This is a genomic window from Enterobacter sp. MALB-1 (genome assembly GCF_041021625.1).
Lineage (GTDB): Bacteria > Pseudomonadota > Gammaproteobacteria > Enterobacterales > Enterobacteriaceae > Enterobacter > Enterobacter oligotrophicus.
Genome location: NZ_JBDPJL010000001.1, coordinates 12,268 through 38,216, shown reverse-complemented (window position 1 = coordinate 38,216; position 25,949 = coordinate 12,268). Strand labels below are relative to the sequence as shown.

The window sequence follows — 25,949 nt, the reverse complement described above, 5'->3', positions numbered from 1 at the left end:
ATTGCTGTGGTTGTAATGTAGTACAATCAATTAATGTTGTACTACAATCCAGATCACAAAAAGAACAATTCGATAAATTCAGAGCCAAAAAAAGCCCCGGTTGATAACCGAGGCTGATGTTTTAGAGCCGCTGTTACTGAAGCACAAATTTCTCGATCGCCCAGGCAACACCGTCTTCCAGGTTGGATTTGGTGACGAAATTAGCCACTTCTTTCACCGACGGGATCGCGTTATCCATCGCCACACCCATACCCGCGTATTCAATCATCGCGATGTCATTTTCCTGGTCACCCAGCGCCATGATCTCTTCCGGTTTAATCCCTAACGCATCAGCAAGCGATTTCACACCTGTGCCTTTATTGACGCGTTTATCGAGGATTTCCAGGAAGTACGGCGCACTTTTCAGCACGGTGTATTTCTCTTTTACCTCCGCCGGGATGCGCGCGATGGCCTTGTCCAGGATTTCAGGCTCATCGATCATCATCACTTTCAGGAACTGGGTGCTCGGGTCCATCTTCTCTGCTTCGCAGAACACCAGCGGAATGGTGGCAACAAAGGATTCATGCACGGTGTAGTAGCTGATATCGCGGTTGGCGGTATAGAGCGTATTGCGATCGAGCGCGTGGAAGTGGGAACCAACGTCGCGGGACAGTTTTTCCAGGAACAGGTAATCGTCATAGTTCAGCGCGGTTTGTGCCACCGTGCTGCCATCTGCGGCCTTCTGCACCAGCGCACCGTTGTAAGTGATGCAGTAATCACCCGGCTGATTCATGTGCAGCTCTTTCAGGTAGCTGTGCACGCCAGCATACGGACGACCGGTAGTCAGCACTACGTTCACCCCTTTTTCACGCGCAGCCGCAATCGCGTTTTTAACGGCAGGAGAGATAGTGTGGTCTGGCAGCAACAGTGTGCCGTCCATATCGATTGCAATGAGTTTGATGGCCATGAGATCCCCGGTTTGAATGAGTCTGTACTCATGCTAACGCGATTCCGCTCAAAAAACACGGTAAGAAAGGAGGATGAGCCTGGAGAGGGGATTCCCCTTTTCCACCTAAAGAAAAGCCCGGTGGCGCTAACGCTTACCGGGCCTGTTGAACCTACAAAGACAACGATTTAGATATCGATATTCGCCGCTTTCAGGGCATTCTCTTCGATGAAGGCACGGCGAGGTTCAACCGCATCGCCCATCAGGGTAGTGAACAGCTGGTCCGCAGCGATCGCGTCTTTAACGGTCACGCGCAGCATGCGACGGCTTTCCGGGTCCATGGTGGTTTCCCACAGCTGATCCGGGTTCATTTCGCCCAGACCTTTATAACGCTGAATGGAGAGACCACGACGGGACTCTTTCACCAGCCATTCCAGCGCCTGCTCAAAGCTGGCAACCGGCTGACGACGCTCGCCACGTTCGATAAACGCATCGTCTTCGATAAGGCCACGCAGCTTCTCGCCAAGCGTACAGATACGACGGTATTCCGGGCCGGTCACAAACTCGTGCTCCAGCGGGTAGTCGGTATCGACGCCGTGAGTACGCACGCGAACGATCGGCTCGAACTGCTGCTCAGCGTTCTGCTGAACATCGAATTTCCACTGGCTGCCGTGCTGTTCTTTCTCGTTCAGCTCGCTCACCAGGGTGTTCACCCAGCGGGTAACGGTCTGTTCGTTGCTCAGATCGGCTTCTGTCAGAGTTGGCTGATAAATCAGCTCTTTCAACAGCGCTTTTGGATAACGACGCTCCATACGGCCAATCATCTTCTGCGTGGCGTTAAACTCAGACACCAGACGCTCCAGCGGCTCGCCTGCCAGTGCTGGTGCGCTGGAGTTCGCGTGCAGGGTCGCGCCATCAAGGGCAATCGCGATCTGGTATTGATCCATCGCGTCGTCATCTTTGATGTACTGTTCCTGTTTGCCTTTCTTCACTTTGTACAGCGGCGGCTGGGCAATGTAGACGTGACCACGCTCAACGATTTCCGGCATCTGACGGTAGAAGAAGGTCAACAGCAGCGTTCGGATGTGCGAGCCGTCGACGTCCGCATCGGTCATGATGATGATGCTGTGATAACGCAGTTTATCCGGGTTGTACTCGTCACGGCCGATACCGCAGCCGAGTGCCGTAATGAGCGTCGCCACTTCCTGAGAAGAGAGCATCTTATCGAAGCGCGCCTTCTCAACGTTGAGGATTTTACCCTTCAGCGGCAGGATAGCCTGGTTTTTACGGTTACGGCCCTGCTTCGCAGAACCGCCCGCGGAGTCCCCTTCCACCAGGTACAGTTCAGAGAGCGCCGGGTCGCGTTCCTGACAGTCAGCCAGTTTGCCCGGCAGACCGGCTAAGTCCAGCGCGCCTTTACGACGGGTCATTTCACGGGCTTTACGCGCCGCTTCACGGGCACGTGCCGCGTCGATAATTTTACCGACCACGATTTTCGCGTCGGATGGGTTTTCCAGCAGGTATTCGCTCAGCAGTTCGTTCATCTGCTGTTCCACCGCCGATTTCACCTCAGAAGAGACCAGCTTGTCTTTGGTCTGAGAGGAGAACTTCGGATCGGGCACCTTCACGGAGACAACAGCAATCAGGCCTTCACGGGCATCATCACCGGTGGCGCTGACTTTCGCTTTTTTGCTGTAGCCTTCTTTGTCCATATAGGCGTTCAGAGTACGGGTCATCGCCGCGCGGAAGCCCGCAAGGTGAGTACCACCGTCACGCTGTGGAATGTTGTTGGTGAAGCAGTAGATGTTTTCCTGGAAACCGTCGTTCCACTGCAGCGCCACTTCCACGCCGATACCGTCTTTTTCGGTGGAGAAGTAGAAGATATTCGGGTGAATTGGCGTTTTGTTCTTGTTCAGATACTCAACGAACGCCTTGATACCACCTTCATAGTGGAAGTGGTCTTCTTTGTTGTCGCGTTTGTCACGCAGACGAATTGAGACGCCGGAGTTCAGGAACGACAGTTCACGCAGGCGTTTCGCCAGGATGTCGTACTCGAATTCGGTGACGTTGGTAAAGGTTTCGAGGCTCGGCCAGAAACGCACCATCGTACCGGTTTTATCGGTATCGCCCGTGACAGCCAGCGGGGCCTGCGGCACGCCGTGGGTGTAAAGCTGACGGTGAATTTTGCCTTCGCGCTGGATAACAAGCTCCAGCTTCTGCGACAGGGCGTTAACCACGGACACGCCTACGCCGTGCAGACCGCCGGAAACTTTATAGGAGTTATCGTCGAACTTACCGCCTGCGTGCAGAACAGTCATGATCACTTCCGCAGCCGATACGCCCTCTTCCGGGTGAATACCGGTTGGGATGCCACGACCATCATCGGTAACGGACACGGAGTTATCCGCGTGAATCGTCACCACGATATCTTTACAGTGACCTGCGAGCGCTTCGTCGATAGCGTTATCTACCACCTCGAATACCATGTGGTGCAGACCGGTGCCGTCATCCGTATCGCCGATATACATACCAGGGCGCTTACGCACCGCATCCAGCCCTTTCAGGACTTTGATACTGGAGGAGTCATAAGAATTCGACATCAACGTTTCTCGCTCATTTCAACTTGGGTTAATCCGTTATTTTACCCTTTTCCACGGTAAACATCTTCGAATTTTCGTCCGACATGTCTATAACGTGTTCAGCGCTAATGGCGCTGACGAAAACCTGCGACTGCGTAGCTTTTAAGCGGCTGGCAAGCAGCCCGCGCCGCGCATCATCAAGTTCCGAGGCAAAATCATCTATCAGATACAGGCAGCGTCGCCCGCTCTCGCGGGTTAAAAACTCCCCCTGCGCCAGGCGCAGCGCGCACATCAGCAGCTTGAGCTGCCCACGTGATAGCGTATCTTCGACCGGCGCGCCGTCTGCACGAATGCGGAAATCCGCCTTGTGCGGGCCGTGCGCGGTGTAGGTCAACATGCGGTCGCGCTCGAAATTTCTCTCCAGCACGTCGGCATAATCTGTCTCTTTCTCCCAGCCGCGCTGGAAGGAGAAGGTAAGAGAAAACTCGGGTAAAAACTGTTTGCAGGTGTCGGCCATATCTTCGGCGATACCTGCGCTGTATTCGGCACGCCAGCGGCTGATTTGTTCCGCGAGGGGAATTAATTCCTTGTCCCACGGACGTAACTGGGCGTAACGCGTGACCTGGCGCAACGCGGCGTTACGCTGCTTGAGCAGACGCTTCAGGTTACTCCAGGCGTTAAAGAAACCGGCTTCGTTGTGAAAGCATCCCCAGTCGAGGAACGCTCTTCTGTATTTGGGGCCGCCGTTGAGTAAAGTAAACCCCTCAGGCGTAATCAGCTGCATCGGCATCAACAGCGCCAGCTCCGCCACTTTGTGACCGTCGGTGCCGTCGATGCGCACCTTGCTGTCGCCCTGCTTGTCTTTGGTCAGGCCGATGGCGGTTTCCCGCTCTTCACCCTGTAAACGCCCGTGCAGAACAAAAGATTCCTGCTCATGGCGAATGACGCGACCAATCTGCAAACTGCGAAACGCCCGACCGTGGCCGAGCGTATAGATGGCTTCCAGCACGCTGGTTTTGCCGCTGCCGTTCGCGCCAACCAGGAAATTAAAGCCAGGGGATAAAGCGAGATCCGCGCTTTCAATGTTGCGAAAGTCGCGGATCAACAGACGGGTGAGCGACATTACAGTCTCATTGGCATGACAACATAAGCAGCCGACTGTGATGCGGCATCTTCAATCTGTACGCTCGAAACGGAGTCGGTCAGCAGAATGCGAACGTTCTCGCATTTCAGTGCATTCAGCACATCCAGCACGTAGCTGACGTTGAAGCCGATTTCCATCTCAGCCCCGGCGTAGGTGACGTCCAGAATCTCTTCTGCCTCTTCCTGCTCCGGGTTATTGGCGGTGATTTTGATCTGGTTTTCACTCACATACAGACGCACACCGCGGAATTTCTCGTTAGAGAGAATAGCCGCACGGGCAAATGCCTGCTTGAGGATATCGCAGCCCGCTTCCAGCGTTTTGTCCGGGTTCTTCGGCAATACGCGGCGATAATCCGGGAAACGTCCATCAACGAGCTTGGAGGTGAAAACAAAATCGCCAACGTGTGCGCGGATGTTATTGCTGCCGATCTGCACGCGCAGCGGCGTATCGCCACCGTCGAGCATACGCATCAGCTCAATGACGCCTTTACGCGGCACGATCACCGAATGGTTTGGCAATGAATCGCCAATCGGCATGGAGCAGACCGCCAGACGGTGGCCGTCGGTCGCTACGGTACGCAGCTCTTCACCTTCGGTTTCGAACAGCATGCCGTTTAAGTAGTAACGAACGTCCTGGTGCGCCATGGAGAACTGCGTGGCTTCAATCAGACGCTTCATCGTTGCCTGCGGCAGGGTGAATTCAACTTCGCTCTGCCAGTCGTCCAGGTTCGGGAAATCTGCAGCAGGTAACGTGGAGAGCGAGAAACGGCTGCGGCCAGAGCGTACCAGCATACGGTCGCCCTCCAGCTGCACCGCAATTTCAGCGCCTTCCGGCAAGCCGCGGCAGATATCAAAGAATTTACGTGCCGGAACCGTGGTCGCGCCTGCGTCGTGCGGCTGAGTCAGCGTAACGCGCGCGATCATTTCCATTTCCAGGTCTGTGCCGGTCAGCGACAGCGTACCGTCCGCGACCTGAAGCAGCAGGTTTCCGAGAATAGGCAGCGTTGGGCGGCCACCTAATGGGCCACTCACCTGTTGCAGCGGTTTTAATAAATGTTCACGTTCAACGGTAAATTTCATAGCGTCACGATGATAATGTTCTGATTAAATTGGAAAAATCTTCTTTTATGTCGTGGCTTTCTTCGCGTAACTGCTCAATCTTACGACAAGCGTGCAGCACGGTCGTATGGTCACGGCCACCAAACGCATCGCCGATTTCCGGCAGACTGTGGTTGGTTAACTCCTTTGCCAGCGCCATCGCCATCTGACGCGGACGCGCCACCGAGCGGGAACGACGTTTAGACAGTAAATCTGCCACTTTGATTTTGTAATACTCGGCCACGGTCTTCTGAATATTGTCGATAGTGACCAGTTTTTCCTGCAATGCCAACAAATCACGCAGCGCTTCACGCACAAAATCGATGGTGATGGCGCGACCGGTGAAGTTGGCATTGGCGATAACGCGGTTCAGCGCCCCTTCCAGCTCACGGACGTTAGAACGCAGGCGTTTGGCGATAAAGAACGCCACTTCACCCGGCAGGCGAATGTCGTTCTCATCGGCTTTTTTCATCAGGATCGCGACGCGGGTTTCCAGCTCCGGTGGCTCGATCGCCACGGTCAGGCCCCAGCCGAAGCGGGATTTCAGACGATCTTCAACACCGTTGATCTCTTTTGGATAACGATCCGAGGTCAAAATGATCTGCTGATTACCTTCCAGCAGGGCGTTGAAGGTGTGGAAAAACTCTTCCTGCGATCGTTCTTTGTTGGCGAAGAACTGAATGTCATCGATCAGCAGCGCGTCAACGGAACGATAGTAGCGTTTAAACTCTTCGATCGCATTGTTTTGCAGGGCTTTTACCATGTCCTGAACGAAGCGCTCGGAGTGCATATACACCACTTTCGCATTGGGCTTGCGCGCCATAATGCCGTTACCCACTGCGTGCAGCAGGTGCGTTTTACCGAGACCCGTGCCGCCATACAGGAACAGCGGGTTATAAGCACCACCGGGGTTATCGGCAACCTGGCGAGCCGCCGCGCGCGCCAGCTGGTTCGATTTACCTTCAACGAAGTTATCGAACGTGTGTTTAACGTTAACGTTAGAGCGGTAGGTTGGCTCGGCGGGTGCAGGAACGTTATCCCAGCCCTGACGGGCAGGTGCGACGCGAGGGGCCGGAGCGGGTGCCGCCTGAGCAGGCGTCGCCACATTCACGGTTTCACGAACAGTTTGGGTGACCGGCTTTGTTCCCACTTCAAAGCGCAGTTGCGGGGCATCCGTCCCGCAGAAATCGTTCAGCAGTCCATTGATATTATTAAGGTACTTGTCCCTTACCCAATCGAGCACAAAACGGTTTGGCGCATACAAAGCCAGCGTGTTATCGCTCAGTTCCGCCTGCAACGGGCGGATCCACATACTGAATTCTGTGGCTGGTAACTCATCCTGCAATCGGGCAAGACACTGCTGCCAAAGCGAAAGTGACACGGCGGACTCCACTCGAACAATAAAAGAAAACTATTGAATATTCATGATTGTTGGCGCACATCGACATGACCCTGTGCAAAAGGGTGACGTGCGAATTGCTATCTGCAATTTTATCCTGACCAGGTTCCTGAGATCCCGATCGGGACCGCGGATCATAGCCTAAACTGAGCCAGAGATCTTCTGTTTCTCACAGATTCTTCCCGATTTATCCACAGGAAGATCCGAAACCGGGTAAGTGTAAACGATCCTGGCGCAAGTGCCCCACGATTTAGGCCGCATATTGGAAAAATTAATGAGCACAGACAATTTTTTGCTTAAATGATCTAACGAAGATCCGGGACGATCCTTGCGCTTTGTAGGGGAGGCCGTATAATCCTCGACCCGGCGCGTGATGCTCATCTTCCTGCGTCGTCCGTTGCTCATTTTTCACGCGAAAACGTGCGGAAATACGCAGGGATTTAAGGAAAGAGAATTGACTCCGGAGTGTACAATTATTACAATCCGGCCTCTTTAATCACCCACGGCTTCGGCGTCCGTCATTCGAAACTCGGTCGGGCATCCGCAAAAGTCATGAATTTTTTCAAGTTTAGGTAGAAATCGCCATGAAACGCACTTTTCAACCGTCTGTACTGAAGCGCAACCGTTCTCACGGCTTCCGTGCTCGTATGGCTACTAAAAATGGTCGTCAGGTTCTGGCACGTCGTCGTGCTAAAGGCCGCGCTCGTCTGACCGTTTCCAAGTAATAAAGCTAACCCCTGAGTGGTTAAGCTCGCATTTCCCAGGGAGTTACGTTTGTTAACTCCCACTCATTTCACTTTCGTCTTCCAGCAGCCACAACGGGCTGGCACGCCGCAAATCACCATCCTCGGCCGCCTGAATTCGCTGGGGCATCCCCGCATCGGTCTCACAGTCGCCAAGAAAAACGTTAAGCGTGCGCATGAACGCAACCGGATTAAACGTCTGACGCGTGAAAGTTTCCGTTTACGTCAGCACGAACTGCCTTCAATGGATTTCGTGGTGGTGGCTAAAAAAGGGGTTGCCGACCTCGATAACCGTGCTCTCTCGGAAGCGTTGGAAAAATTATGGCGCCGCCACTGTCGCCTGGCTCGCGGGTCCTGATAGCCCTTATCAGGGTCTATCAACGCCTGATTAGTCCGCTACTCGGGCCACATTGCCGTTTCACGCCAACGTGCTCAAGCTACGGAATTGAGGCATTGCGCAGGTTTGGAGTGATAAAAGGCAGTTGGTTGACGGTGAAACGCGTATTAAAATGCCACCCTTTACACCCAGGTGGAGACGATCCCGTCCCCCCCGGACCCTTTGATACCAGAGAACACTAACGATGGATTCGCAACGCAATCTTCTTATCATCGCTTTGTTGTTCGTGTCTTTCATGATCTGGCAGGCATGGGAACAGGATAAAAATCCTCAACCCCAGCAGCAGACCACGCAGACCACGACCACCGCAGCGGGTAGCGCCGCCGACCAGGGCGTACCGGCCAGTGGCCAGGGGAAACAGATTACGGTTAAGACCGATGTGCTTGAGCTGACTATCAACACCCGTGGTGGTGATGTTGAGCAGGCGCTGCTGTTGACCTACCCGAAAGAGCTGAAGTCTACCGAACCGTTCCAGTTACTGGAAACCACGCCTGAGTTTATCTACCAGGCGCAGAGCGGCCTGACCGGTCGTGATGGCCCGGATAACCCGGCTAACGGTGCGCGTCCACTGTATAACGTCGAGAGCGATACCTTTGTACTGGCTGATGGCCAGAACGAACTCGCGATCCCGATGACCTACACTGACGCCGCGGGCAACACCTTCACCAAAACCTTCACCCTGAAGCGCGGTGAGTATGCGGTGAACGTGGGCTACAGCGTACAAAACGCCGGTGCGAAACCGCTGGAAGTGTCGACCTTCGGTCAGCTTAAGCAGTCCATCAACCTGCCGTCTCACCGTGACACCGGAAGCAGCAACTTTGCGCTGCATACCTTCCGTGGCGCGGCGTACTCCACGCCTGATGCGAAATACGAGAAATACAAATTCGACACCATTGCCGATAACGAAAACCTGAACGTCAGCGCTAAAGGCGGTTGGGTGGCGATGCTGCAACAGTATTTCGCGACGGCATGGGTGCCGAATAACGACGGAACAAATAACTTCTACACCGCGAACCTGGGCAACGGTATTGCAGCCATCGGCTACAAATCTCAGCCGGTTCTGGTTCAGCCGGGTGAAACCGGTAAGCTGGCAAGCACCCTGTGGGTCGGCCCGGAAATCCAGGACAAAATGGCTGCCGTGGCACCACACCTGGACCTGACCGTAGATTACGGCTGGTTGTGGTTCATCTCTCAGCCGCTGTTTAAGCTGCTGAAGTTCATCCACAGCTTCCTGGGTAACTGGGGCTTCTCCATCATCGTTATCACCTTTATCGTTCGTGGCATCATGTACCCGCTGACTAAAGCGCAGTACACCTCCATGGCGAAGATGCGTATGCTGCAGCCGAAGATTGCGGCAATGCGTGAGCGTCTGGGCGATGACAAGCAGCGTCAGAGCCAGGAGATGATGGCCCTGTATAAAGCAGAGAAAGTGAACCCACTGGGCGGTTGCTTCCCTCTGATTATCCAGATGCCAATCTTCCTTGCGCTGTACTACATGCTGATGGGCTCCGTTGAGCTGCGCCATGCGCCGTTCGCGCTGTGGATCCATGACTTGTCTGCACAGGACCCGTACTACATCCTGCCGATCCTGATGGGCGTGACGATGTTCTTCATCCAGAAGATGTCTCCGACCACCGTGACCGACCCGATGCAGCAGAAGATCATGACCTTTATGCCGGTCATCTTCACCGTGTTCTTCCTGTGGTTCCCGTCAGGTCTGGTGCTGTACTATATCGTCAGCAACCTGGTGACCATCATCCAGCAGCAGCTGATTTACCGTGGTCTGGAAAAACGTGGCCTGCATAGCCGCGAAAAGAAAAAGTCCTGATTCGGTAAGTTAACGCTAAAATAAGGGCGGTCGATTGACCGCCTTTTTTATTTGTATTGAACGAGAGCAACCATGAGCCATAACGACACTATCGTCGCCCAGGCAACCCCACCGGGACGCGGTGGTGTAGGCATTCTGCGTATTTCCGGCCTGAAGGCGCGCGAGGTGGCTGAAGCGGTGCTGGGTAAACTGCCAAAGCCGCGCTACGCTGATTACCTGCCGTTTAAAGATGCCGACGGCACCCCGCTGGACCAGGGCATTGCGCTGTGGTTCCCCGGCCCGAACTCCTTTACTGGTGAAGATGTGCTGGAACTTCAGGGCCACGGCGGGCCGGTTATCCTCGACCTGCTGTTAAAACGTATTCTGACATTACCTGGCCTGCGTATAGCAAAGCCGGGTGAATTCTCCGAGCGTGCATTTCTGAACGATAAGCTCGACCTGGCGCAAGCCGAGGCGATTGCTGACCTGATCGACGCCAGTTCTGAACAGGCGGCCCGCTCTGCGCTGAACTCGCTGCAGGGGGCATTTTCCGCGCGCGTGAATCATCTTGTGGAAGCACTCACTCACCTGCGCATCTACGTGGAAGCCGCTATCGACTTCCCGGATGAGGAGATCGATTTCCTCTCTGACGGCAAAATCGAAGCTCAGCTCAACCAGGTGATGAACGATCTCGACGCCGTTCGCGCCGAAGCGCGTCAGGGCAGCCTGCTGCGTGAAGGGATGAAGGTAGTCATTGCCGGACGTCCTAATGCCGGGAAATCGAGCCTGCTGAACGCCCTGGCGGGACGTGAAGCGGCGATCGTGACTGATATAGCCGGAACCACCCGCGATGTATTGCGCGAACATATTCATATCGACGGGATGCCGCTGCACATCATCGACACCGCTGGCCTGCGCGATGCCAGCGACGAAGTGGAACGCATCGGTATCGAACGTGCCTGGCAGGAGATCGAGCAGGCTGACCGCGTGCTGTTTATGGTGGACGGCACCACGACTAATGCCGTTGACCCGGCAGAGATCTGGCCGGACTTTATCGCCCGTCTGCCCGCCAAATTGCCGATTACCGTGGTGCGTAACAAAGCGGACGTTACCGGCGAAACGCTGGGCATCAGCGATGTGAATGGTCACTCACTCATTCGCCTGTCGGCGCGTACCGGTGAAGGCGTGGACGATCTGCGTAACCATCTGAAGCAGAGCATGGGCTTTGATACCAGCATGGAAGGTGGCTTCCTGGCGCGTCGTCGCCATTTGCAGGCGCTGGAAGAAGCGGCTCGCCATCTCGACCAGGGTAAAGCACAGCTGATTGGCGCGTGGGCGGGGGAACTGCTGGCGGAAGAATTGCGCCTGGCGCAGCAGAATCTGAGCGAGATCACCGGGGAGTTTACGTCGGACGATCTGCTGGGACGGATTTTCTCGAGCTTCTGTATTGGTAAGTAACCCTCGCTAACCCGTGGTGATTTCCTCCCAGGAAATCACCATTGTCCAAACGGCAACTCGCTTAATCCCTTTTATCCCCCTATTCTGCATGCCTGCATCTATGGGGGGTTTATGGCTCGTTTTCTGTTTTGTAGTTTTGCGCTGGTTCTGCTTTATCCGTCGGGCATTGATATGTATCTGGTGGGATTACCGCACATCGCCCGCGATCTGGGTGCCAGCGAAGCGCAGCTGCATATCGCGTTTTCGGCCTACCTCGCGGGGATGGCATCGTCGATGGTCTTTGCCGGGAAAGTCGCCGACAAAGCCGGTCGTCAGCCCGTCGCCATTACCGGTGCCATTATCTTTGCGCTGGCTTCTGTACTGTGCTCGCAGGCACAGGACAGCACCCTGTTCCTGGCGGGGCGTTTTATCCAGGGTATTGGTGCCGGTGGCTGTTACGTCGTCGCCTTCGCGATTCTGCGCGACACCTTAAGCGCCCAGCGCCGCGCTAAAGTGCTCTCCATGCTGAACGGTATCACCTGCATTATTCCGGTGCTGGCACCGGTTATCGGTTACCTGATCATGTTGAAATTCCCGTGGCAAAGCCTTTTCTGGACCATGGCGGCCATGGGCGCACTGGTCTTTATCCTGTCGATTTCGGTGTTGAAAGAGACCCATCCCGGCGCACAGAAAACGGGACATACCGCAACGATTCACCCGACAGAAAAGCTCCTGAACCGCTTTTTCCTCAGCCGTCTGGCTGTCACCACGTTGAGCGTGGCGGTGATCCTGACCTATGTAAACGTTTCCCCAGTTCTGCTGATGGAAACGATGGGTTTTGATCGCGGTGAGTATTCGACGGTGATGGCGTTAACCGCAATGGTCAGTATGGCCGTCTCTTTCTCAACACCGTTTGCACTGAATATCTTTCGCCAGCGCACGCTGATGCTCACCTCGCAGGCGCTGTTCCTGGCCGCGGGTGTGATTCTGGCAACCGCCAGCTCACACGCGATTATGCTGGTCGGTATCACGCTGATCTGCGCCGGGTTCTCAGTTGGGTTTGGCGTAGCAATGAGCCAGGCACTTGGTCCGTTCTCGCTGCGCGCGGGCGTGGCAAGTTCGGTACTGGGCATCGCACAGGTCTGCGGTTCGTCGCTGTGGATTTGGCTGGCAGCGGTAATCGGCCTTAACGCGCTGAATATGCTGATCGGGATACTGATTGGCTGTAGCATGGTCTGCATCACCTTACTTATGGTCATCCATCCCGCAGCGCATTATGAAGAAGCCCATCAGCAGTCTCGATCTTAACCTTTTGCTTTGCCTGCAGCTTTTGCTGCAGGAGCGCAGCGTTACCAAAGCCGCGAAACGGATGAACGTGACGCCGTCTGCGGTGAGTAAATCGCTGGCCAAACTGCGTGACTGGTTCGACGACCCGCTGTTTGTGAAAACGCCGTTAGGGTTATTGCCAACGCCGCTGACGGTAAGCCTGGAGCAGGATCTGGCAGACTGGATGCAGATTGGCAACCAGATCCTCGATAAATTCCATCACGACTCACCTGGCGGACTAAAGTTTGAGCTGGCAGCGGAAACACCGCTGATGCTGATCCGGTTTAACGATCTGCTGGAAAAGGTAAACCAGCGCTACCCGCAGGCCACGGTGAAGATGCGCCACTGGGACTATGACTCGCTGGACGCCATTACGCGCGGGGAAGTGGATCTCGGCTTTACCGGGCGTGAAACACACCCGCGCTCACGCGAGTTGCTGAAGCTGATGCCGTGGTTTATCGACTACGAAATCCTGTTTAGTGACCGCCCGTGCGTCTACCTGCGCGAAGACCATCCGGCTCTTCAGGAGGAGTGGGATCTGGAGACGTTTCTGCGCTACCCGCATATCAGCATCTTCTGGGAGCGCAGCGACACCTGGGCGCTTGATGAGGTGCTAAAAGAGATGGGGCGTGAGCGAAATATTGCCATGAGCCTGCCTGGTTTCGAGCAGTCGATGTTTATGGCAGCGCAGCCCGGCCATAATTACATTGCTACCGCACCGCACTACTGCCATCACTATAATCAACTCCACCAGCGGAAGTTGATCACCCTCCCCATTCCCATCGATGAAGCGCAGGCAGAGAAGCTGACCGTACCCTTTACGCTGATCTGGCATAAACGGAACAGCCACAATCCTAAAATCGTCTGGCTGCGCGAGACGATTAAGGCGCTGTACGCTGCTTCAGGTCCTGTTTTTGCCTAAGAAAATGTAAAGTTCGGTCCTCAGGCTTCTCTTACGGCCATTTACTGATTAAAACAGGAGCTAAGTTGAGCGATAATAATGTAACCGTTTAACTAACAACGACCATTATCAAGGAGCGACAAATGGCTACGCACTTTGCACGAGGGATGCTGACAGAAGGGCGTCTCGTATCGGCCAGAATGTCTTCGGCCTGTCACAGTGAAGCGCTCAAGCTGCCGGAACATCGCAGGACGCGGTTTTTGGCTTCCCGAGCGCTCCTCGCAGAACTGATGTTTATGCTCTATGGCACCAGTGAATTGCCGGATATCATCACCCAGCCGGAAGGTCGCCCGGTCTTTGCGGACCCGGAGCTTCCACGCTTTTCCATCGCCTATACCGGCAATATTGTTGGCGTTGCGCTTACCACCGAAGGCGACTGCGGGCTGGATCTGGAACTTCAGCGCGCCACGCATGGTTTCCTCGGCGCAAACCCGCACGATGATTACCCGCTCTCCAGCAATGAAAAACTGTGGGTGCGCAACCAGAACGATCCCATTGAGGCCAGAGCCCAGCTCATCACCCTGCGCCAAAGCATTCGCAAACTCTGTGGCTGCGCGTCAGACGACGCCAGCCTGTTACAGCTGCTTCCTGGCTCCGGACGCCTGCGCGCCGCTAAAGCAGCGCTGGTGGAAGCACTCAGCGACGCAGAGGACGTATTGATCTGGTCTGTAGCCGTCACTCCCGCCATCGAGCGACTGAAAATCTGGGAATTTGACAGCAAACGTGGATGGCGTAGCCTTCCTGATGTGCCCGAGCGCGCCAACGAACCCGCCGCGCGCCTGATGCGATTAACCAGTTTACCGGCAGAAAAAGCATTCACCCTTAGCTGATCCGTTCAGGGTCATCATGATGAAACAGGAGTAATCATGTCTGATACGTTGAAAGTCGTTACGTTACTGGGAAGCCTGCGCAAAGGTTCATTTAACGGGATGGTTGCCCGCACGCTGCCACAGCTGGCACCAGCAGGCATGGAGATCGCCGCCCTGCCTTCCATTGGTGAAATCCCGCTTTATGATGCGGATGTGCAGCAGGAAGAAGGGTTTCCGCAAAGCGTTGAAGCGCTGGCGGAGCAAATCCGTCAGGCCGATGGCGTGGTCATCGTCACGCCAGAATACAACTATTCGGTTCCGGGTGGCCTGAAGAACGCCATCGACTGGTTATCCCGTTTACCGGAGCAGCCGCTATCGGGTAAACCCGTGTTGATCCAGACCAGCTCGATGGGGGCGATTGGCGGCGCGCGCTGTCAGTATCACCTGCGCCAGATCCTTGTGTTCCTGGATGCGATGGTGATGAACAAGCCGGAATTTATGGGCGGTGTGATTCAGAATAAGGTCGACCCGCAAACGGGTGAAGTGGTGGATCAGAGCACGCGTGAGCATCTGTCTGGCCAGTTGACGGCGTTTGGGGATTACATTAAGCGGGTGAAAGCCTGATAAAAAAGCCCGGTGGCGCTAACGCTTACCGGGCCTACACTCGTCAGTAGGTCAGGTAAGCGAAGCGCCACCTGACACCACAAACCGCACCTTAGTGCGCGTCAATAAACACAATCTTCAGCACAAACAGCAGCGCCACCACAATCACGCATGGGCTAAGTTCGCGGAAGCGACCGGTCCCGACTTTCATCACGCAGTAAGAGATAAAGCCCAGCGCGATACCTTCGGTGATCGAGAAGCTGAACGGCATCATCACCGCGGTAATAAACGCCGGAACCGCTTCGGTCAAATCTTCCCACTTCACACGCGCCAGGCTCGACGTCATGAGTACACCGACATAAATCAGCGCACCGGCTGCCGCATACGGTGGAACCATGCCCGCCAGCGGCGAAAGGAAGATCACCAGCAGGAACAGGATACCCACGACAACCGCCGTCAGGCCGGTACGACCACCCACGGACACGCCGGAAGAAGATTCAATGTAAGCGGTAACAGAAGAGGTGCCGATAAACGCGCCGGTAACAGAGGAAACACTGTCAACAAACAGCGCCTGCTTCATACGCGGGAATTTGCCTTTCTCATCCGCCAGGCCTGCTTTATCGGTCACGCCGATCAGCGTACCGGACGAGTCAAACAGGTTCACCAGCATGAAGGAGAAAATCACCCCCGCCAGGCCCAGGTTCAGGGAACCCGCCAGGTCTACGTGGCCAATCACGCTTGAAACGCTCGGTGGTGCAGAGACGATACCGCTGTAATGCACATCGCCCAGCATCCAGCCCAGCAGGGTGGTCACGACAATAGAGACCAGCACTGCCGCGTGAATATTACGGGAAGCCAGAATCGCGATGATAAAGAAGCCCAGCACCCCCAGCAGCACGCTGTGAGAAGTCAGGTTACCGATACTCACCAGCGTTTCCGGGTTCGCAACAATCACACCCGCGTTTTTCAGGCCCATCATACCAATGAACAGACCGATACCGCTGGTGATGCCCACGCGCAGGCTTACGGGGATATTGGCAATCATCCAGTAACGCACGCGGAAAATGGTCAGCAACAGCAGGCCAATCGCGCCCCAGAAGATAGCCCCCATCCCGACTTGCCACGGCAGGCCCATCGCCTGAACCACCACGAACGCGAAGAACGCATTCAGGCCCATTGCCGGAGCCAGCGCAACCGGAAGGTTGGCAAATACACCCATAAGAATGCTGCCAAGCGCCGCGATCAGACAGGTAGTAACGAAGACGGCGCTGGTATCCATGCCAGCCACGCCCAGAATTTGTGGGTTAACAAAAACGATATAGACCATCGTCAGGAAGGTGGTGAAACCGGCGATCACTTCGGTGCGTGCCGTGGTGCCGTGCTCGCGCAGTTTGAACACGCGCTCAAGCAAACCCTGACCAGATGTCTGGGTAGTGTGTTGTTGACTCATCATCAATTTCCGAACAAGGAGGGAAAATTCGTCGCTATCCTATACCAAAATGCGACAATAAGGGCGGTTACGAGATACTTTTTTTCATTGATTTTGCTTATACGGCAACGATTGCGTCTCGTTAAACTGCAGTACGTAAACGTTAAACTTGTTAAAAGGGAAAGGCATGTCCGAAATTGAAGCGGTATTTTTCGACTGCGACGGTACGCTGGTCGACAGTGAGGTCATTTGTTCCCGCGCGTATGTCGCCATGTTCCAGGAATTTGGCATTACGCTCGATCTCGAAGAGGTGTTCAAACGCTTTAAGGGCGTGAAACTCTACGAGATTATCGACATCATTAACGAAGAGCACGGGGTAGATCTGGCAAAAGCCGATCTGGAACCGGTGTACCGCGCCGAGGTCGCACGCCTTTTCGACTCAGAACTGGAAGTTATCGCTGGTGCTAACGCGCTGCTGGACGCGATGACGGTGCCAATCTGCGTGGTCTCTAACGGCCCGGTCAGCAAAATGCAGCATTCGCTGGGTAAGCTGGAAATGTTGCATCATTTCCCGGAAAAACTGTTCAGCGGCTACGATATCCAGCGCTGGAAACCCGATCCGGCCCTGATGTTCCATGCGGCGAAGGCAATGAACGTCAACGTAGAGAATTGTATTCTGGTCGATGACTCGTCTGCGGGCGCGCAGTCGGGAATTGATGCGGGCATGGAGGTGTTTTACTTCTGTGCCGATCCGCACAACAAGCCGATCGATCATCCAAAAGTGACGACCTTTACCGATCTGGCGCAGTTGCCGGAGCTGTGGAAGGCGCGCGGGTGGAATATTACTCGTTAAAAAAACAAAGCCGGATGGCGCTAACGCTTATCCGGCCTACAGGGCTCGTAGGCCCGGTAAGCGCAGCGCCACCGGGCATATTTACGCGGATCACTCTTTCGGATCTTTCCCCGCCAGCAGCTTGTCCAGCTCATCACCGCCCACGTGACGGAAATCCTGCCCCTTCACGAAATAGAAGATGTATTCGCAAATGTTCTGGCAACGGTCACCGATACGCTCGATTGAGCGCGCGCAGAACAGCGCGGTCAGAACGCTTGGAATGGTTCGTGAATCTTCCATCATGTAGGTCATCAGCTGACGCACAATGCCTTCGTACTCCTGGTCGACTTTCTTGTCTTCACGGTAGATACGAATGGCTTCGTCCAGATCCATACGCGCGAAGGCATCCAGCACGTCGTGCAGCATCTGCACGGTGTGGCGGCCCAGCGACTCCAGGCTTACCAGTAGCGGCTGGTGCTGCTGAGAGAATTTCTCCAGCGCAGTACGGCAAATTTTGTCCGCAACATCACCAATACGCTCCAGTTCAGCGATAGTTTTGATGATCGCCATCACCAGACGCAGGTCGCTCGCCGTCGGCTGACGCTTCGCGATAATGCGCACACAGGCTTCGTCGATAGCGACTTCCATCATATTGACGTTTTTGTCACCTTCGATAACGCGCTTCGCCAGTTCGCTGTCCTGGTTATGCATGGCGGTAATCGCATCAGAAAGCTGCTGCTCCACCATACCGCCCATGGTCATCACCTGAGTGCGGATGCTTTCCAGTTCAGCGTTGAACTGTCCAGAAATATGTTTATTAAGGTTGAGATTATCCATAGCGCACTCCTAATCAGCCGTAACGGCCGGTGATGTAATCTTCCGTTTGTTTCTTCGCGGGCTTAGTGAACAGATCGTCCGTGTTACTGAACTCAATGAGCTCGCCCAGGTACATAAACGCCGTGTGGTCGGAACAACGCGCAGCCTGCTGCATGTTGTGGGTCACGATCACCACAGTGTAATCCTGCTTCAGCTCAGTGATCAGCTCTTCGATACGCCCGGTTGAGATTGGGTCCAGCGCTGAACAGGGCTCATCCAGCAGCAATACTTCCGGGCGAATGGCGATACCACGCGCAATACACAGACGCTGCTGCTGACCACCGGAGAGAGAGTACCCGCTCTGGTGCAACTTATCTTTGGTTTCGTTCCATAATGCGGCTTTGGTCAAGGCCCACTGCACGCGCTCGTCCATATCCGCGCGGGAGAGCTTCTCGAACAGGCGCACGCCAAACGCGATGTTGTCGTAAATCGACATCGGGAACGGCGTCGGTTTCTGGAACACCATGCCGACTTTCGCACGCAGCAGGGCGATATCCTGGGTATTGGTCAGGATGTTGTCGCCATCCAGCAGGATCTCGCCTTCTGCACGCTGTTCCGGATAGAGCGAATACATTTTGTTAAAGGTACGCAGCAGCGTGGATTTACCACAGCCAGACGGACCAATGAATGCCGTAACCTGGTTCTTCGCGATATCCAGGTTGATATTCTTCAGGGCATGGAATTTGCCGTAGTAGAAGTTCAAATCACGAACCTGAATCTTACCTGGGGCAGTATCAACCATACTCATTGACTTATTTCCTCATTCGACGCCGCGATGTGCCGCGCCGTAAAAATTAACCGTGTTTCTGCTTCGCGAAAATGACGCGCGCCAGAATGTTCAGCAACAGTACGCAAAGGGTAATGATCAGCACCCCGGCCCAGGCCAGTTGCTGCCATTCCGCGAATGGGCTCATCGCAAATTTAAAGATCGTTACCGGCAGGTTGGCGATCGGCTGCATCATGTCCGTGCTCCAGAACTGGTTGGAGAGGGACGTAAACAGCAGCGGTGCCGTCTCACCGGCAATACGCGCAACCGCCAGCAGGATACCGGTCATGATCCCGGAGACGGACGCTTTCAGCGTAATCGCGGAGATCATTTTCCATTTTGGCGTTCCCAGCGCGTAAGCCGCTTCACGCAGGCTATCCGGCACCAGTTTCAGCATGTTCTCGGTGGTTCGAATGACGATTGGTACCTGCAGCAGCGCCAGTGCAATCACACCTGCCCAGCCGGAGAAGTGCTCCATTTGCGCCACCACGACGGTGTAAACAAAGAGACCCACCACGATTGACGGTGCGGAAAGCAAGATGTCGTTAATAAAGCGAATCACTTCCGCCAGCCAGGATTTACGCCCGTATTCCGCCAGGTAGATACCCGCCATGATGCCAAGCGGTGTACCGAATACCGTCGCCCACAGGATCAGCAGCCCGCTGCCGGCCAGGGCATTCGCCAGACCGCCACCCGCGGTGTTTGGTGGCGGCGTCATTTCGGTGAACAGCGCAAGGGACATGCCATCGACACCGCGCACAATGGTGGAGAAGAGTATCCAGACCAGCCAGAACAGACCGAACGCCATCGTCGCCATTGAGAGCGTCAGTGCGATACGGTTTTTCGTGCGGCGCTTCGCCTGCATTTTGCGACGGGATTCCGCCAGCTGGGCTGTATTTTGCATTTCGAGAGTCGCCATTAGCGTGCCCCCTCATTTTTAGCGAGGCGCATAATCATCAGCTTGGAAATCGCCAGTACAATGAAGGTGATAACAAACAGGATCAGGCCCAGTTCCATCAGTGCCGCAACGTGCAGCCCGGATTCCGCTTCAGCGAATTCGTTCGCCAGCGCGGACGTAATACTGTTACCCGGCATGTAGAGCGAGGCGCTGTCGAGCTGGTAGGTGTTACCGATGATAAAGGTCACCGCCATGGTTTCACCCAGCGCGCGACCTAAGCCCAGCATGATGCCCCCGATAACCCCATTTTTGGTGAACGGGAGCACGATGCGCCAGATAACTTCCCAGGTGGTGCAGCCGATACCGTAGGCCGACTCTTTCATCATCACCGGGGTTTGTTCGAAGACATCGCGCATAACCGCCGCAATGTACGGAATGATCATAATGGCGAGGATCACGCCTGCCGCCAGGATACCAATACCAAATGCCGGGCCAGAAAAGAGTGCCCCCACAAACGGAATGGCGGAGAGAACATTACCCACCGGCTCCTGGAAGTACGTCGCAAACAGCGGCGCAAAGATAAACAGGCCCCACATGCCGTAAACGATACTTGGAATGGCCGCCAGCAGTTCAATGGCGATACCGAGCGGACGTCGCAGCCAGCCTGGTGCCAGCTCCGTCAGGAACAGGGCGATACCAAAGCTCACCGGAACCGCAATCAGCAGGGCGATGAACGAGGTGACCAGCGTGCCGTAAATCGGCACCAGCGCACCGTAGATATCGTTCGGTGCATCCCACTCTTTGGTCCACAGGAAGGAGAAACCGAATTTCTGGATGCTCGGCCAGGAGGAGAAAATCAGAGACACGATAATGCCGCCGAGCAGCAATAGCACAATCAGCGCAGCCAGTTTGACCAGTGCGCTGAAAATCATGTCACCTTTTTTACCCGGAGGGTTAAATGCAGGCTTGGTTGCAGCCATAAATTACTCTTCTGTTAAACGCGTTTACGAAATCGCCGGGTGGCGCTTGCGCTTACCCGGCCTACAGTCGGAACCGTAGGGCGGGAAGCGCAAGCGCCACCCGCCATTTTCGTCAGAATGCTAAATTAATACAATGCCTTACCGCTGCTGTCTTTCACGTTGGTTTTCCATGCAGCACGAATCTGCTCAACCACGCTGTCTGGCAGGCTGGCGTAATCCAGGTCATTAGCCTGTTTGCCACCATTTTTGTATGCCCAGTCGAAGAACTTCAGCACTTCAGCACCCTGCTCAGGTTTCTTCTGATCTTTGTGAACCAGAATGAAGGTGGTAGAGGTGATTGGCCAGGCGTCGTCGCCTTTCTGGTTAGTCAGATCCTGAGCGAAGGATTTGCTCCAGTCAGCGCCTTTCGCGGCGTTAGCAAAGTTCTCTTCGGTCGGGCTAACCGGTTTGCCGTCAGCAGAAACCAGCTTCGTGTAAGCCAGGTTGTTCTGTTTGGCGTAAGCGTATTCTACGTAACCGATAGAGCCTGGCAGACGCTGTACAAACGCGGCGATACCGTCATTCCCTTTACCGCCCAGACCGGTTGGCCAGTTAACGGTAGAGCCAGAGCCGACTTTAGATTTCCACTCTTCGTTCACTTTCGCCAGGTAGCTGGTGAAGACGAAGGAGGTGCCAGAACCGTCAGCGCGACGAACCACAGCGATGTTCTGAGAAGGCAGCTTCAGGCCTGGGTTGAGTTTCGCGATCGCTTCGTCATCCCATTTTTTGATTTTACCCAGGTAGATATCACCCAGGGTTTTGCCGTCCAGCACCAGCTCACCCGACTTCACGCCAGGCAGGTTGATCGCCAGAACGACACCACCGATAACGGTCGGGAACTGGAACAGGCCTTCCTGAGCCAGTTTGTCATCAGACAGAGGTGCATCTGATGCGCCGAAATCAACGGTGTTAGCGGTAATTTGTTTTACGCCACCGGAGGAGCCGATACCCTGATAGTTAACCTTGTTACCGGTTTCTTTCTGGTAGGTATCTGCCCATTTGGCATACACCGGCGCAGGGAAGGTTGCACCAGCGCCAGTCAGGCTTGCTGCTGCGAATACAGAGAAAGCGCTCAGAGATAAGGTCGCGGCGACAACAGTTGCGACAGTGGTACGCATAACTTTCATAATGTCTCCTGCAAGGATTTCGTAAATCGTTGTTTAGTGGCTACGATGAGCAAAATAGGACAAACAGGTGACAGATAAATGTACGAATTATGACAGTTTTATGACAATGAAAGTTTCACTTAAAAATCAGCAAAACTATTCTTAATTATCATTATGTTAGCCGCAAACATGACAGTACGTTTTCAGTTATATTTTCTTTATGTGACACTGAAAAAAGTAGCTGAAGATGACAGATTGTCATAAATAAAAACGAGAAAGAATTGATTAAAAACAAACCAGGCAGGGTAAAAAGCTCCACCAGAAGGTGGAGCCTGGAGAGATTATTCGACGGTTACGGATTTCGCCAGGTTACGCGGCTGGTCAACGTCGGTGCCTTTGATCAGCGCAACGTGGTAAGCCAGTAACTGCAGCGGAACGGTGTAGAAGATAGGTGCAATCATCTCTTCCACATGCGGCATCTCAATGATGTGCATGTTATCGCTGCTGGCGAAACCGGCATCTTTATCCGCAAAGACGTACAGTACACCGCCGCGGGCGCGCACTTCTTCGATGTTGGATTTCAGTTTTTCCAGCAGTTCGTTGTTTGGTGCCACAACGATAACCGGCATATCCGCATCAATCAGCGCCAGCGGGCCGTGTTTCAGCTCGCCTGCCGCGTAGGCTTCAGCGTGAATGTAAGAGATCTCTTTCAGCTTTAGCGCGCCTTCCAGCGCGATCGGATACTGATCGCCACGGCCCAGGAACAGCGCGTGATGTTTGTCAGAGAAATCTTCTGCCAGCGCTTCAATGCGTTTGTCCTGAGACAGCATCTGCTCAATGCGGCTCGGCAGCGCCTGCAGACCATGAACGATGTCGTGCTCAACGGAAGCATCTTCACCTTTCAGGCGCGCCAGCTTCGCCACCAGCATCAGCAGAACGGTCAGCTGCGTGGTGAACGCTTTGGTCGATGCTACGCCGATTTCAGTGCCCGCATTGGTCATCAGCGCCAGATCGGACTCACGTACCAGCGAGGAGCCCGGCACGTTACAAATCGCCAGCGAACCCAGGTAACCCAGCTCTTTAGAGAGACGCAGTGCCGCCAGGGTATCCGCCGTTTCGCCTGACTGAGAAAGGGTAATCATCAGGCTGTTACGACGCACCGCGGATTTGCGGTAGCGGAATTCAGAGGCGATTTCGACATCACACGGCACACCTGCCAGGGATTCAAACCAGTAGCGAGAAACCATACCGGAGTTGTAAGAGGTGCCACAGGCCACGATCTGAATGTGCTCAACCTTGCCCAGCAGTTCGTTCGCGTTTGCGCCCAGTTCGCTCAAATCAACTTCACCGTGGCTGATACGCCCGGTCAGGGTGTTTTTGATGGCATTCGGCTGCTCGTAAATCTCTTTCTGCATGTAGTGACGGTAAGCGCCTTTGTCACCCGCGTCGTACTGCAGGTTAGATTCGATCTCCTGGCGCTTCACCTGCTCGCCTTTGGTGTTGAACACCGTCACGCTGCGACGCGTCACTTCCGCAATATCGCCCTCTTCCAGGAAGATAAAGCGGCGGGTGACCGGCAGCAGCGCCAGCTGATCGGAGGCGATAAAGTTTTCCCCCATGCCCAGGCCGATAACCATCGGGCTACCGGAACGCGCGGCCAGCAGCGTGGACGGGTCGCGGGAATCCATGATCACCGTACCATAGGCACCGCGCAGCTGAGGAATAGCACGCAGCACCGCGTCACGCAGCGTGCCGCCCTGCTCCAGCTCCCGGTGCACCAGGTGAGCAATCACTTCGGTGTCAGTTTCAGAGACGAAGGTATAGCCTTGCGCTTTCAGCTCTTCGCGCAGTGGTTCGTGGTTTTCGATAATGCCGTTATGCACCACCACAATGTGTTCAGACACATGCGGGTGCGCATTGCCTTCAGACGGTTCGCCGTGGGTCGCCCAGCGGGTATGCGCAATACCAGTGCCACCATGCAGCGGATGTTCTTCCGCGGCCTGAGCCAGCATTTGCACTTTACCGAGACGGCGCAGACGGGTCATATGACCTTCTGCATCCACGACAGCCAGACCGGCAGAGTCGTAACCACGGTATTCCAGACGACGTAAGCCTTCGAGAAGGATTTCAGCAATATCACGCTGCGCAACTGCGCCAACAATTCCACACATAGTTAGATTTCCTGATTATGGCGTTATGCCATGCGTTGTCGCTGACCTGTATTTGCCCTTTCCGGGCCCCCCGAGCCTTGTAGAGAGTGGGGTTATTTTTATGGGTACTGCTTGTGGGGGGAGGATTATATTATCCCCTCACCCCGGCCCTCTCCCCAAAGGGGCGAGGGAGAAAAACACCGCACCGTTCAGTTCCCCTCTCCCCTGGGGGAAGAGGGTCAGGGTGAGGGGTGACTATTGTTGTTACTTCTTCTTCACCGGGCGTTTCCAGCCCTGCTTGTGAACCTGTGGCACACGGCTTAATACCAGTTCGTTGTCCGCCACATCGCGCGTCACGGTTGTCCCGGCGGCAATGGTCACACCGTTGCCGATGGTCACAGGTGCCACCAGCTGCGTATCGGAACCGACAAACACGTCATCGCCGATAATGGTTTTGAATTTATTGGCCCCGTCATAGTTGCAGGTGATAGTGCCTGCACCGATATTTACATTGTCGCCAATTTCCGCATCGCCCAGGTAGGTCAAATGACCGGCTTTGGAACCTTTCCCCAGACGCGCTTTTTTCATCTCTACGAAGTTACCAACATGTGAGCCTTCCAGCAGCTCAGCCCCCGGACGCAGCCGCGCAAACGGGCCAATAGTACATGCCGTGTCCAGACGGGCATCTTCCACCACGCTGTATGGGCTGATTTCGCAGTCGTCACCGATGACGCTGTTTTTAATTACACAGCCAGCGCCAATTTTGACGCGGTTACCTAACGTGACGTTACCTTCAAGGATAACGTTAGTATCAATTTCGACGTCGCGCCCGTGGGACAACGTTCCGCGCAGATCAAAGCGCGCCGGATCGCGCAGCATCACACCTGCCAGCAGCAGTTTTTCAGCCTGCTCAGCCTGGTAAATACGCTCAAGGCGAGAAAGCTGCAGGCGGTTATTCACACCATCCGTTTCGCTAATGCGTGCCGGATGAACGGCAGCAATTTCACGCCCTTCCTGATACGCCATCGCAATGATATCGGTGATGTAGTATTCACCCTGTGCATTGTTATTGTTGAGCTTCGACAACCAGCGTTTCATATCTGCACCGTTGGCAATCAGGATACCGGTGTTGATCTCCTGAATCAGGCGCTGTTCTTCGCTCGCATCTTTGTGCTCGACAATCCCCGTGACGTTACCGTTTTCACGGGTGATACGGCCATAGCCGCTCGGGTCGTCCAGCACCACGGTTAACAAACCGATGCCGCCCTGCGGTTTGGCTTCACGCAGGCGAGTCAGTGTTTCAACGGAGATCAGCGGGACATCGCCGTAGAGCATCAGGATATCTTCGTCATCCGCAAAATACGGAGCGGCCTGCTGCATCGCATGGCCGGTGCCCAACTGTTCAGCCTGAAGCACCCAGTTGAGCTTGTCATCGCTCAGCGTTTGTTTCAGCAGATCGCCGCCGTGGCCGTAGACCAGGTGTACCTGGCGTGCACCCAGTTCATTCGCTGCATCAATGACATGCTGCACCATTGGCTTTCCCGCCAGGGTGTGCAGCACCTTCGGAAGATCGGAATACATGCGGGTGCCTTTGCCTGCGGCAAGAATGACCACGCTCATCGTATTGTTCAACATACGCGTCCTGA

23 protein-coding genes are annotated in these 25,949 nt (G+C 54.8%); 10 read left to right on the top strand and 13 right to left on the bottom strand.

Annotation, left to right across the window (positions count from 1 at the left end; translation table 11 throughout):
• Positions 1 to 133 precede the first annotated feature (133 nt).
• The 5 genes from yidA to dnaA form a co-directional block, all read right to left on the bottom strand.
• On the bottom strand, positions 134 to 946 hold the full coding sequence (gene yidA, locus ABGB15_RS00175; RefSeq protein ID WP_152082808.1) for a sugar-phosphatase: 813 nt from the start codon (positions 944 to 946) through the stop codon (positions 134 to 136).
• A gap of 167 nt (positions 947 to 1,113) precedes the next feature.
• A complete protein-coding gene (gene gyrB / locus ABGB15_RS00170) occupies positions 1,114 to 3,525 on the bottom strand; it encodes a DNA topoisomerase (ATP-hydrolyzing) subunit B (protein ID WP_152082809.1) in 2,412 nt (803 codons plus the stop codon).
• Between the two features lie 28 nt (positions 3,526 to 3,553).
• Entirely contained in the window at positions 3,554 to 4,627 is a 1,074-nt protein-coding gene (gene recF, locus ABGB15_RS00165) for a DNA replication/repair protein RecF (RefSeq protein WP_152082810.1), read from the bottom strand.
• A complete protein-coding gene (gene dnaN / locus ABGB15_RS00160; protein WP_003861122.1) occupies positions 4,627 to 5,727 on the bottom strand; it encodes a DNA polymerase III subunit beta in 1,101 nt (366 codons plus the stop codon). The genes recF and dnaN overlap by 1 nt, the downstream gene beginning before the upstream one ends.
• 4 nt (positions 5,728 to 5,731) lie before the next feature.
• Positions 5,732 to 7,126 carry a chromosomal replication initiator protein DnaA gene (dnaA, locus tag ABGB15_RS00155; protein WP_152082812.1) on the bottom strand — a complete coding sequence of 465 codons (1,395 nt, stop codon included), beginning with the start codon at positions 7,124 to 7,126 and terminating at the stop codon, positions 5,732 to 5,734.
• A gap of 602 nt (positions 7,127 to 7,728) precedes the next feature.
• Here dnaA and rpmH point away from each other — a divergent pair.
• The 9 genes from rpmH to ABGB15_RS00110 all read left to right on the top strand — a co-directional run bounded on the left by rpmH (position 7,729) and on the right by ABGB15_RS00110 (position 15,248).
• On the top strand, positions 7,729 to 7,869 hold the full coding sequence (gene rpmH / locus ABGB15_RS00150; RefSeq protein WP_000831330.1) for a 50S ribosomal protein L34: 141 nt from the start codon (positions 7,729 to 7,731) through the stop codon (positions 7,867 to 7,869).
• Between the two features lie 16 nt (positions 7,870 to 7,885).
• Positions 7,886 to 8,245 carry a ribonuclease P protein component gene (rnpA, locus tag ABGB15_RS00145; RefSeq protein WP_014172301.1) on the top strand — a complete coding sequence of 120 codons (360 nt, stop codon included), beginning with the start codon at positions 7,886 to 7,888 and terminating at the stop codon, positions 8,243 to 8,245.
• Complete coding sequence (gene yidD / locus ABGB15_RS00140; RefSeq protein WP_001307474.1) at positions 8,209 to 8,466, top strand: membrane protein insertion efficiency factor YidD; 258 nt, start codon at positions 8,209 to 8,211, stop codon at positions 8,464 to 8,466. Before rnpA ends, yidD begins: the two co-directional genes overlap by 37 nt.
• A 2-nt stretch (positions 8,467 to 8,468) precedes the next feature.
• Complete coding sequence (gene yidC, locus ABGB15_RS00135; protein WP_152082813.1) at positions 8,469 to 10,112, top strand: membrane protein insertase YidC; 1,644 nt, start codon at positions 8,469 to 8,471, stop codon at positions 10,110 to 10,112.
• A 72-nt stretch (positions 10,113 to 10,184) separates the two neighbouring features.
• Positions 10,185 to 11,549, top strand: a complete 1,365-nt coding sequence (mnmE, locus tag ABGB15_RS00130; RefSeq protein ID WP_215723139.1) for a tRNA uridine-5-carboxymethylaminomethyl(34) synthesis GTPase MnmE — start codon at positions 10,185 to 10,187, stop codon at positions 11,547 to 11,549.
• Positions 11,550 to 11,660: 111 nt separating this feature from the next.
• On the top strand, positions 11,661 to 12,836 hold the full coding sequence (locus ABGB15_RS00125; RefSeq protein WP_215723140.1) for an MFS transporter: 1,176 nt from the start codon (positions 11,661 to 11,663) through the stop codon (positions 12,834 to 12,836).
• Complete coding sequence (gene yidZ / locus ABGB15_RS00120; protein WP_152082816.1) at positions 12,805 to 13,776, top strand: HTH-type transcriptional regulator YidZ; 972 nt, start codon at positions 12,805 to 12,807, stop codon at positions 13,774 to 13,776. Before ABGB15_RS00125 ends, yidZ begins: the two co-directional genes overlap by 32 nt.
• Positions 13,777 to 13,898: 122 nt before the next feature.
• Positions 13,899 to 14,645, top strand: coding sequence for a 4'-phosphopantetheinyl transferase superfamily protein (locus ABGB15_RS00115; RefSeq protein ID WP_152082817.1), 747 nt, complete (start codon positions 13,899 to 13,901; stop codon positions 14,643 to 14,645).
• Between the two features lie 36 nt (positions 14,646 to 14,681).
• Positions 14,682 to 15,248 (top strand): NADPH-dependent FMN reductase, encoded by a 567-nt coding sequence (locus ABGB15_RS00110; protein ID WP_215723141.1) that lies wholly within the window; start codon positions 14,682 to 14,684, stop codon positions 15,246 to 15,248.
• Between the two features lie 91 nt (positions 15,249 to 15,339).
• On the opposite strand, the gene adeP is transcribed toward ABGB15_RS00110, so the two are convergent.
• Positions 15,340 to 16,677 (bottom strand): adenine permease AdeP, encoded by a 1,338-nt coding sequence (gene adeP / locus ABGB15_RS00105; RefSeq protein ID WP_152082819.1) that lies wholly within the window; start codon positions 16,675 to 16,677, stop codon positions 15,340 to 15,342.
• Positions 16,678 to 16,843: 166 nt separating this feature from the next.
• On the opposite strand from adeP, the gene yieH reads away from it, so the two are divergent.
• Positions 16,844 to 17,509, top strand: coding sequence for a 6-phosphogluconate phosphatase (gene yieH / locus ABGB15_RS00100; protein ID WP_152082820.1), 666 nt, complete (start codon positions 16,844 to 16,846; stop codon positions 17,507 to 17,509).
• 90 nt (positions 17,510 to 17,599) lie between these two features.
• On the opposite strand, the gene phoU is transcribed toward yieH, so the two are convergent.
• The 7 genes from phoU to glmU form a co-directional block, all read right to left on the bottom strand.
• Positions 17,600 to 18,325 (bottom strand): phosphate signaling complex protein PhoU, encoded by a 726-nt coding sequence (gene phoU, locus ABGB15_RS00095; protein WP_152082821.1) that lies wholly within the window; start codon positions 18,323 to 18,325, stop codon positions 17,600 to 17,602.
• Between the two features lie 13 nt (positions 18,326 to 18,338).
• Entirely contained in the window at positions 18,339 to 19,112 is a 774-nt protein-coding gene (pstB, locus tag ABGB15_RS00090) for a phosphate ABC transporter ATP-binding protein PstB (RefSeq protein WP_015961095.1), read from the bottom strand.
• Between the two features lie 46 nt (positions 19,113 to 19,158).
• Positions 19,159 to 20,049, bottom strand: a complete 891-nt coding sequence (pstA, locus tag ABGB15_RS00085; protein WP_152082822.1) for a phosphate ABC transporter permease PstA — start codon at positions 20,047 to 20,049, stop codon at positions 19,159 to 19,161.
• Positions 20,049 to 21,008 carry a phosphate ABC transporter permease PstC gene (pstC, locus tag ABGB15_RS00080; RefSeq protein ID WP_152082823.1) on the bottom strand — a complete coding sequence of 320 codons (960 nt, stop codon included), beginning with the start codon at positions 21,006 to 21,008 and terminating at the stop codon, positions 20,049 to 20,051. Before pstC ends, pstA begins: the two co-directional genes overlap by 1 nt.
• Positions 21,009 to 21,133: 125 nt before the next feature.
• Positions 21,134 to 22,174, bottom strand: a complete 1,041-nt coding sequence (gene pstS, locus ABGB15_RS00075; protein WP_152082824.1) for a phosphate ABC transporter substrate-binding protein PstS — start codon at positions 22,172 to 22,174, stop codon at positions 21,134 to 21,136.
• A gap of 320 nt (positions 22,175 to 22,494) precedes the next feature.
• Positions 22,495 to 24,324: a glutamine--fructose-6-phosphate transaminase (isomerizing) gene (gene glmS / locus ABGB15_RS00070; protein ID WP_215723897.1), complete on the bottom strand. Its 1,830-nt coding sequence runs from the start codon at positions 24,322 to 24,324 to the stop codon at positions 22,495 to 22,497.
• A gap of 243 nt (positions 24,325 to 24,567) precedes the next feature.
• Positions 24,568 to 25,938, bottom strand: a complete 1,371-nt coding sequence (glmU, locus tag ABGB15_RS00065; protein WP_152082826.1) for a bifunctional UDP-N-acetylglucosamine diphosphorylase/glucosamine-1-phosphate N-acetyltransferase GlmU — start codon at positions 25,936 to 25,938, stop codon at positions 24,568 to 24,570.
• Positions 25,939 to 25,949: the final 11 nt, after the last annotated feature.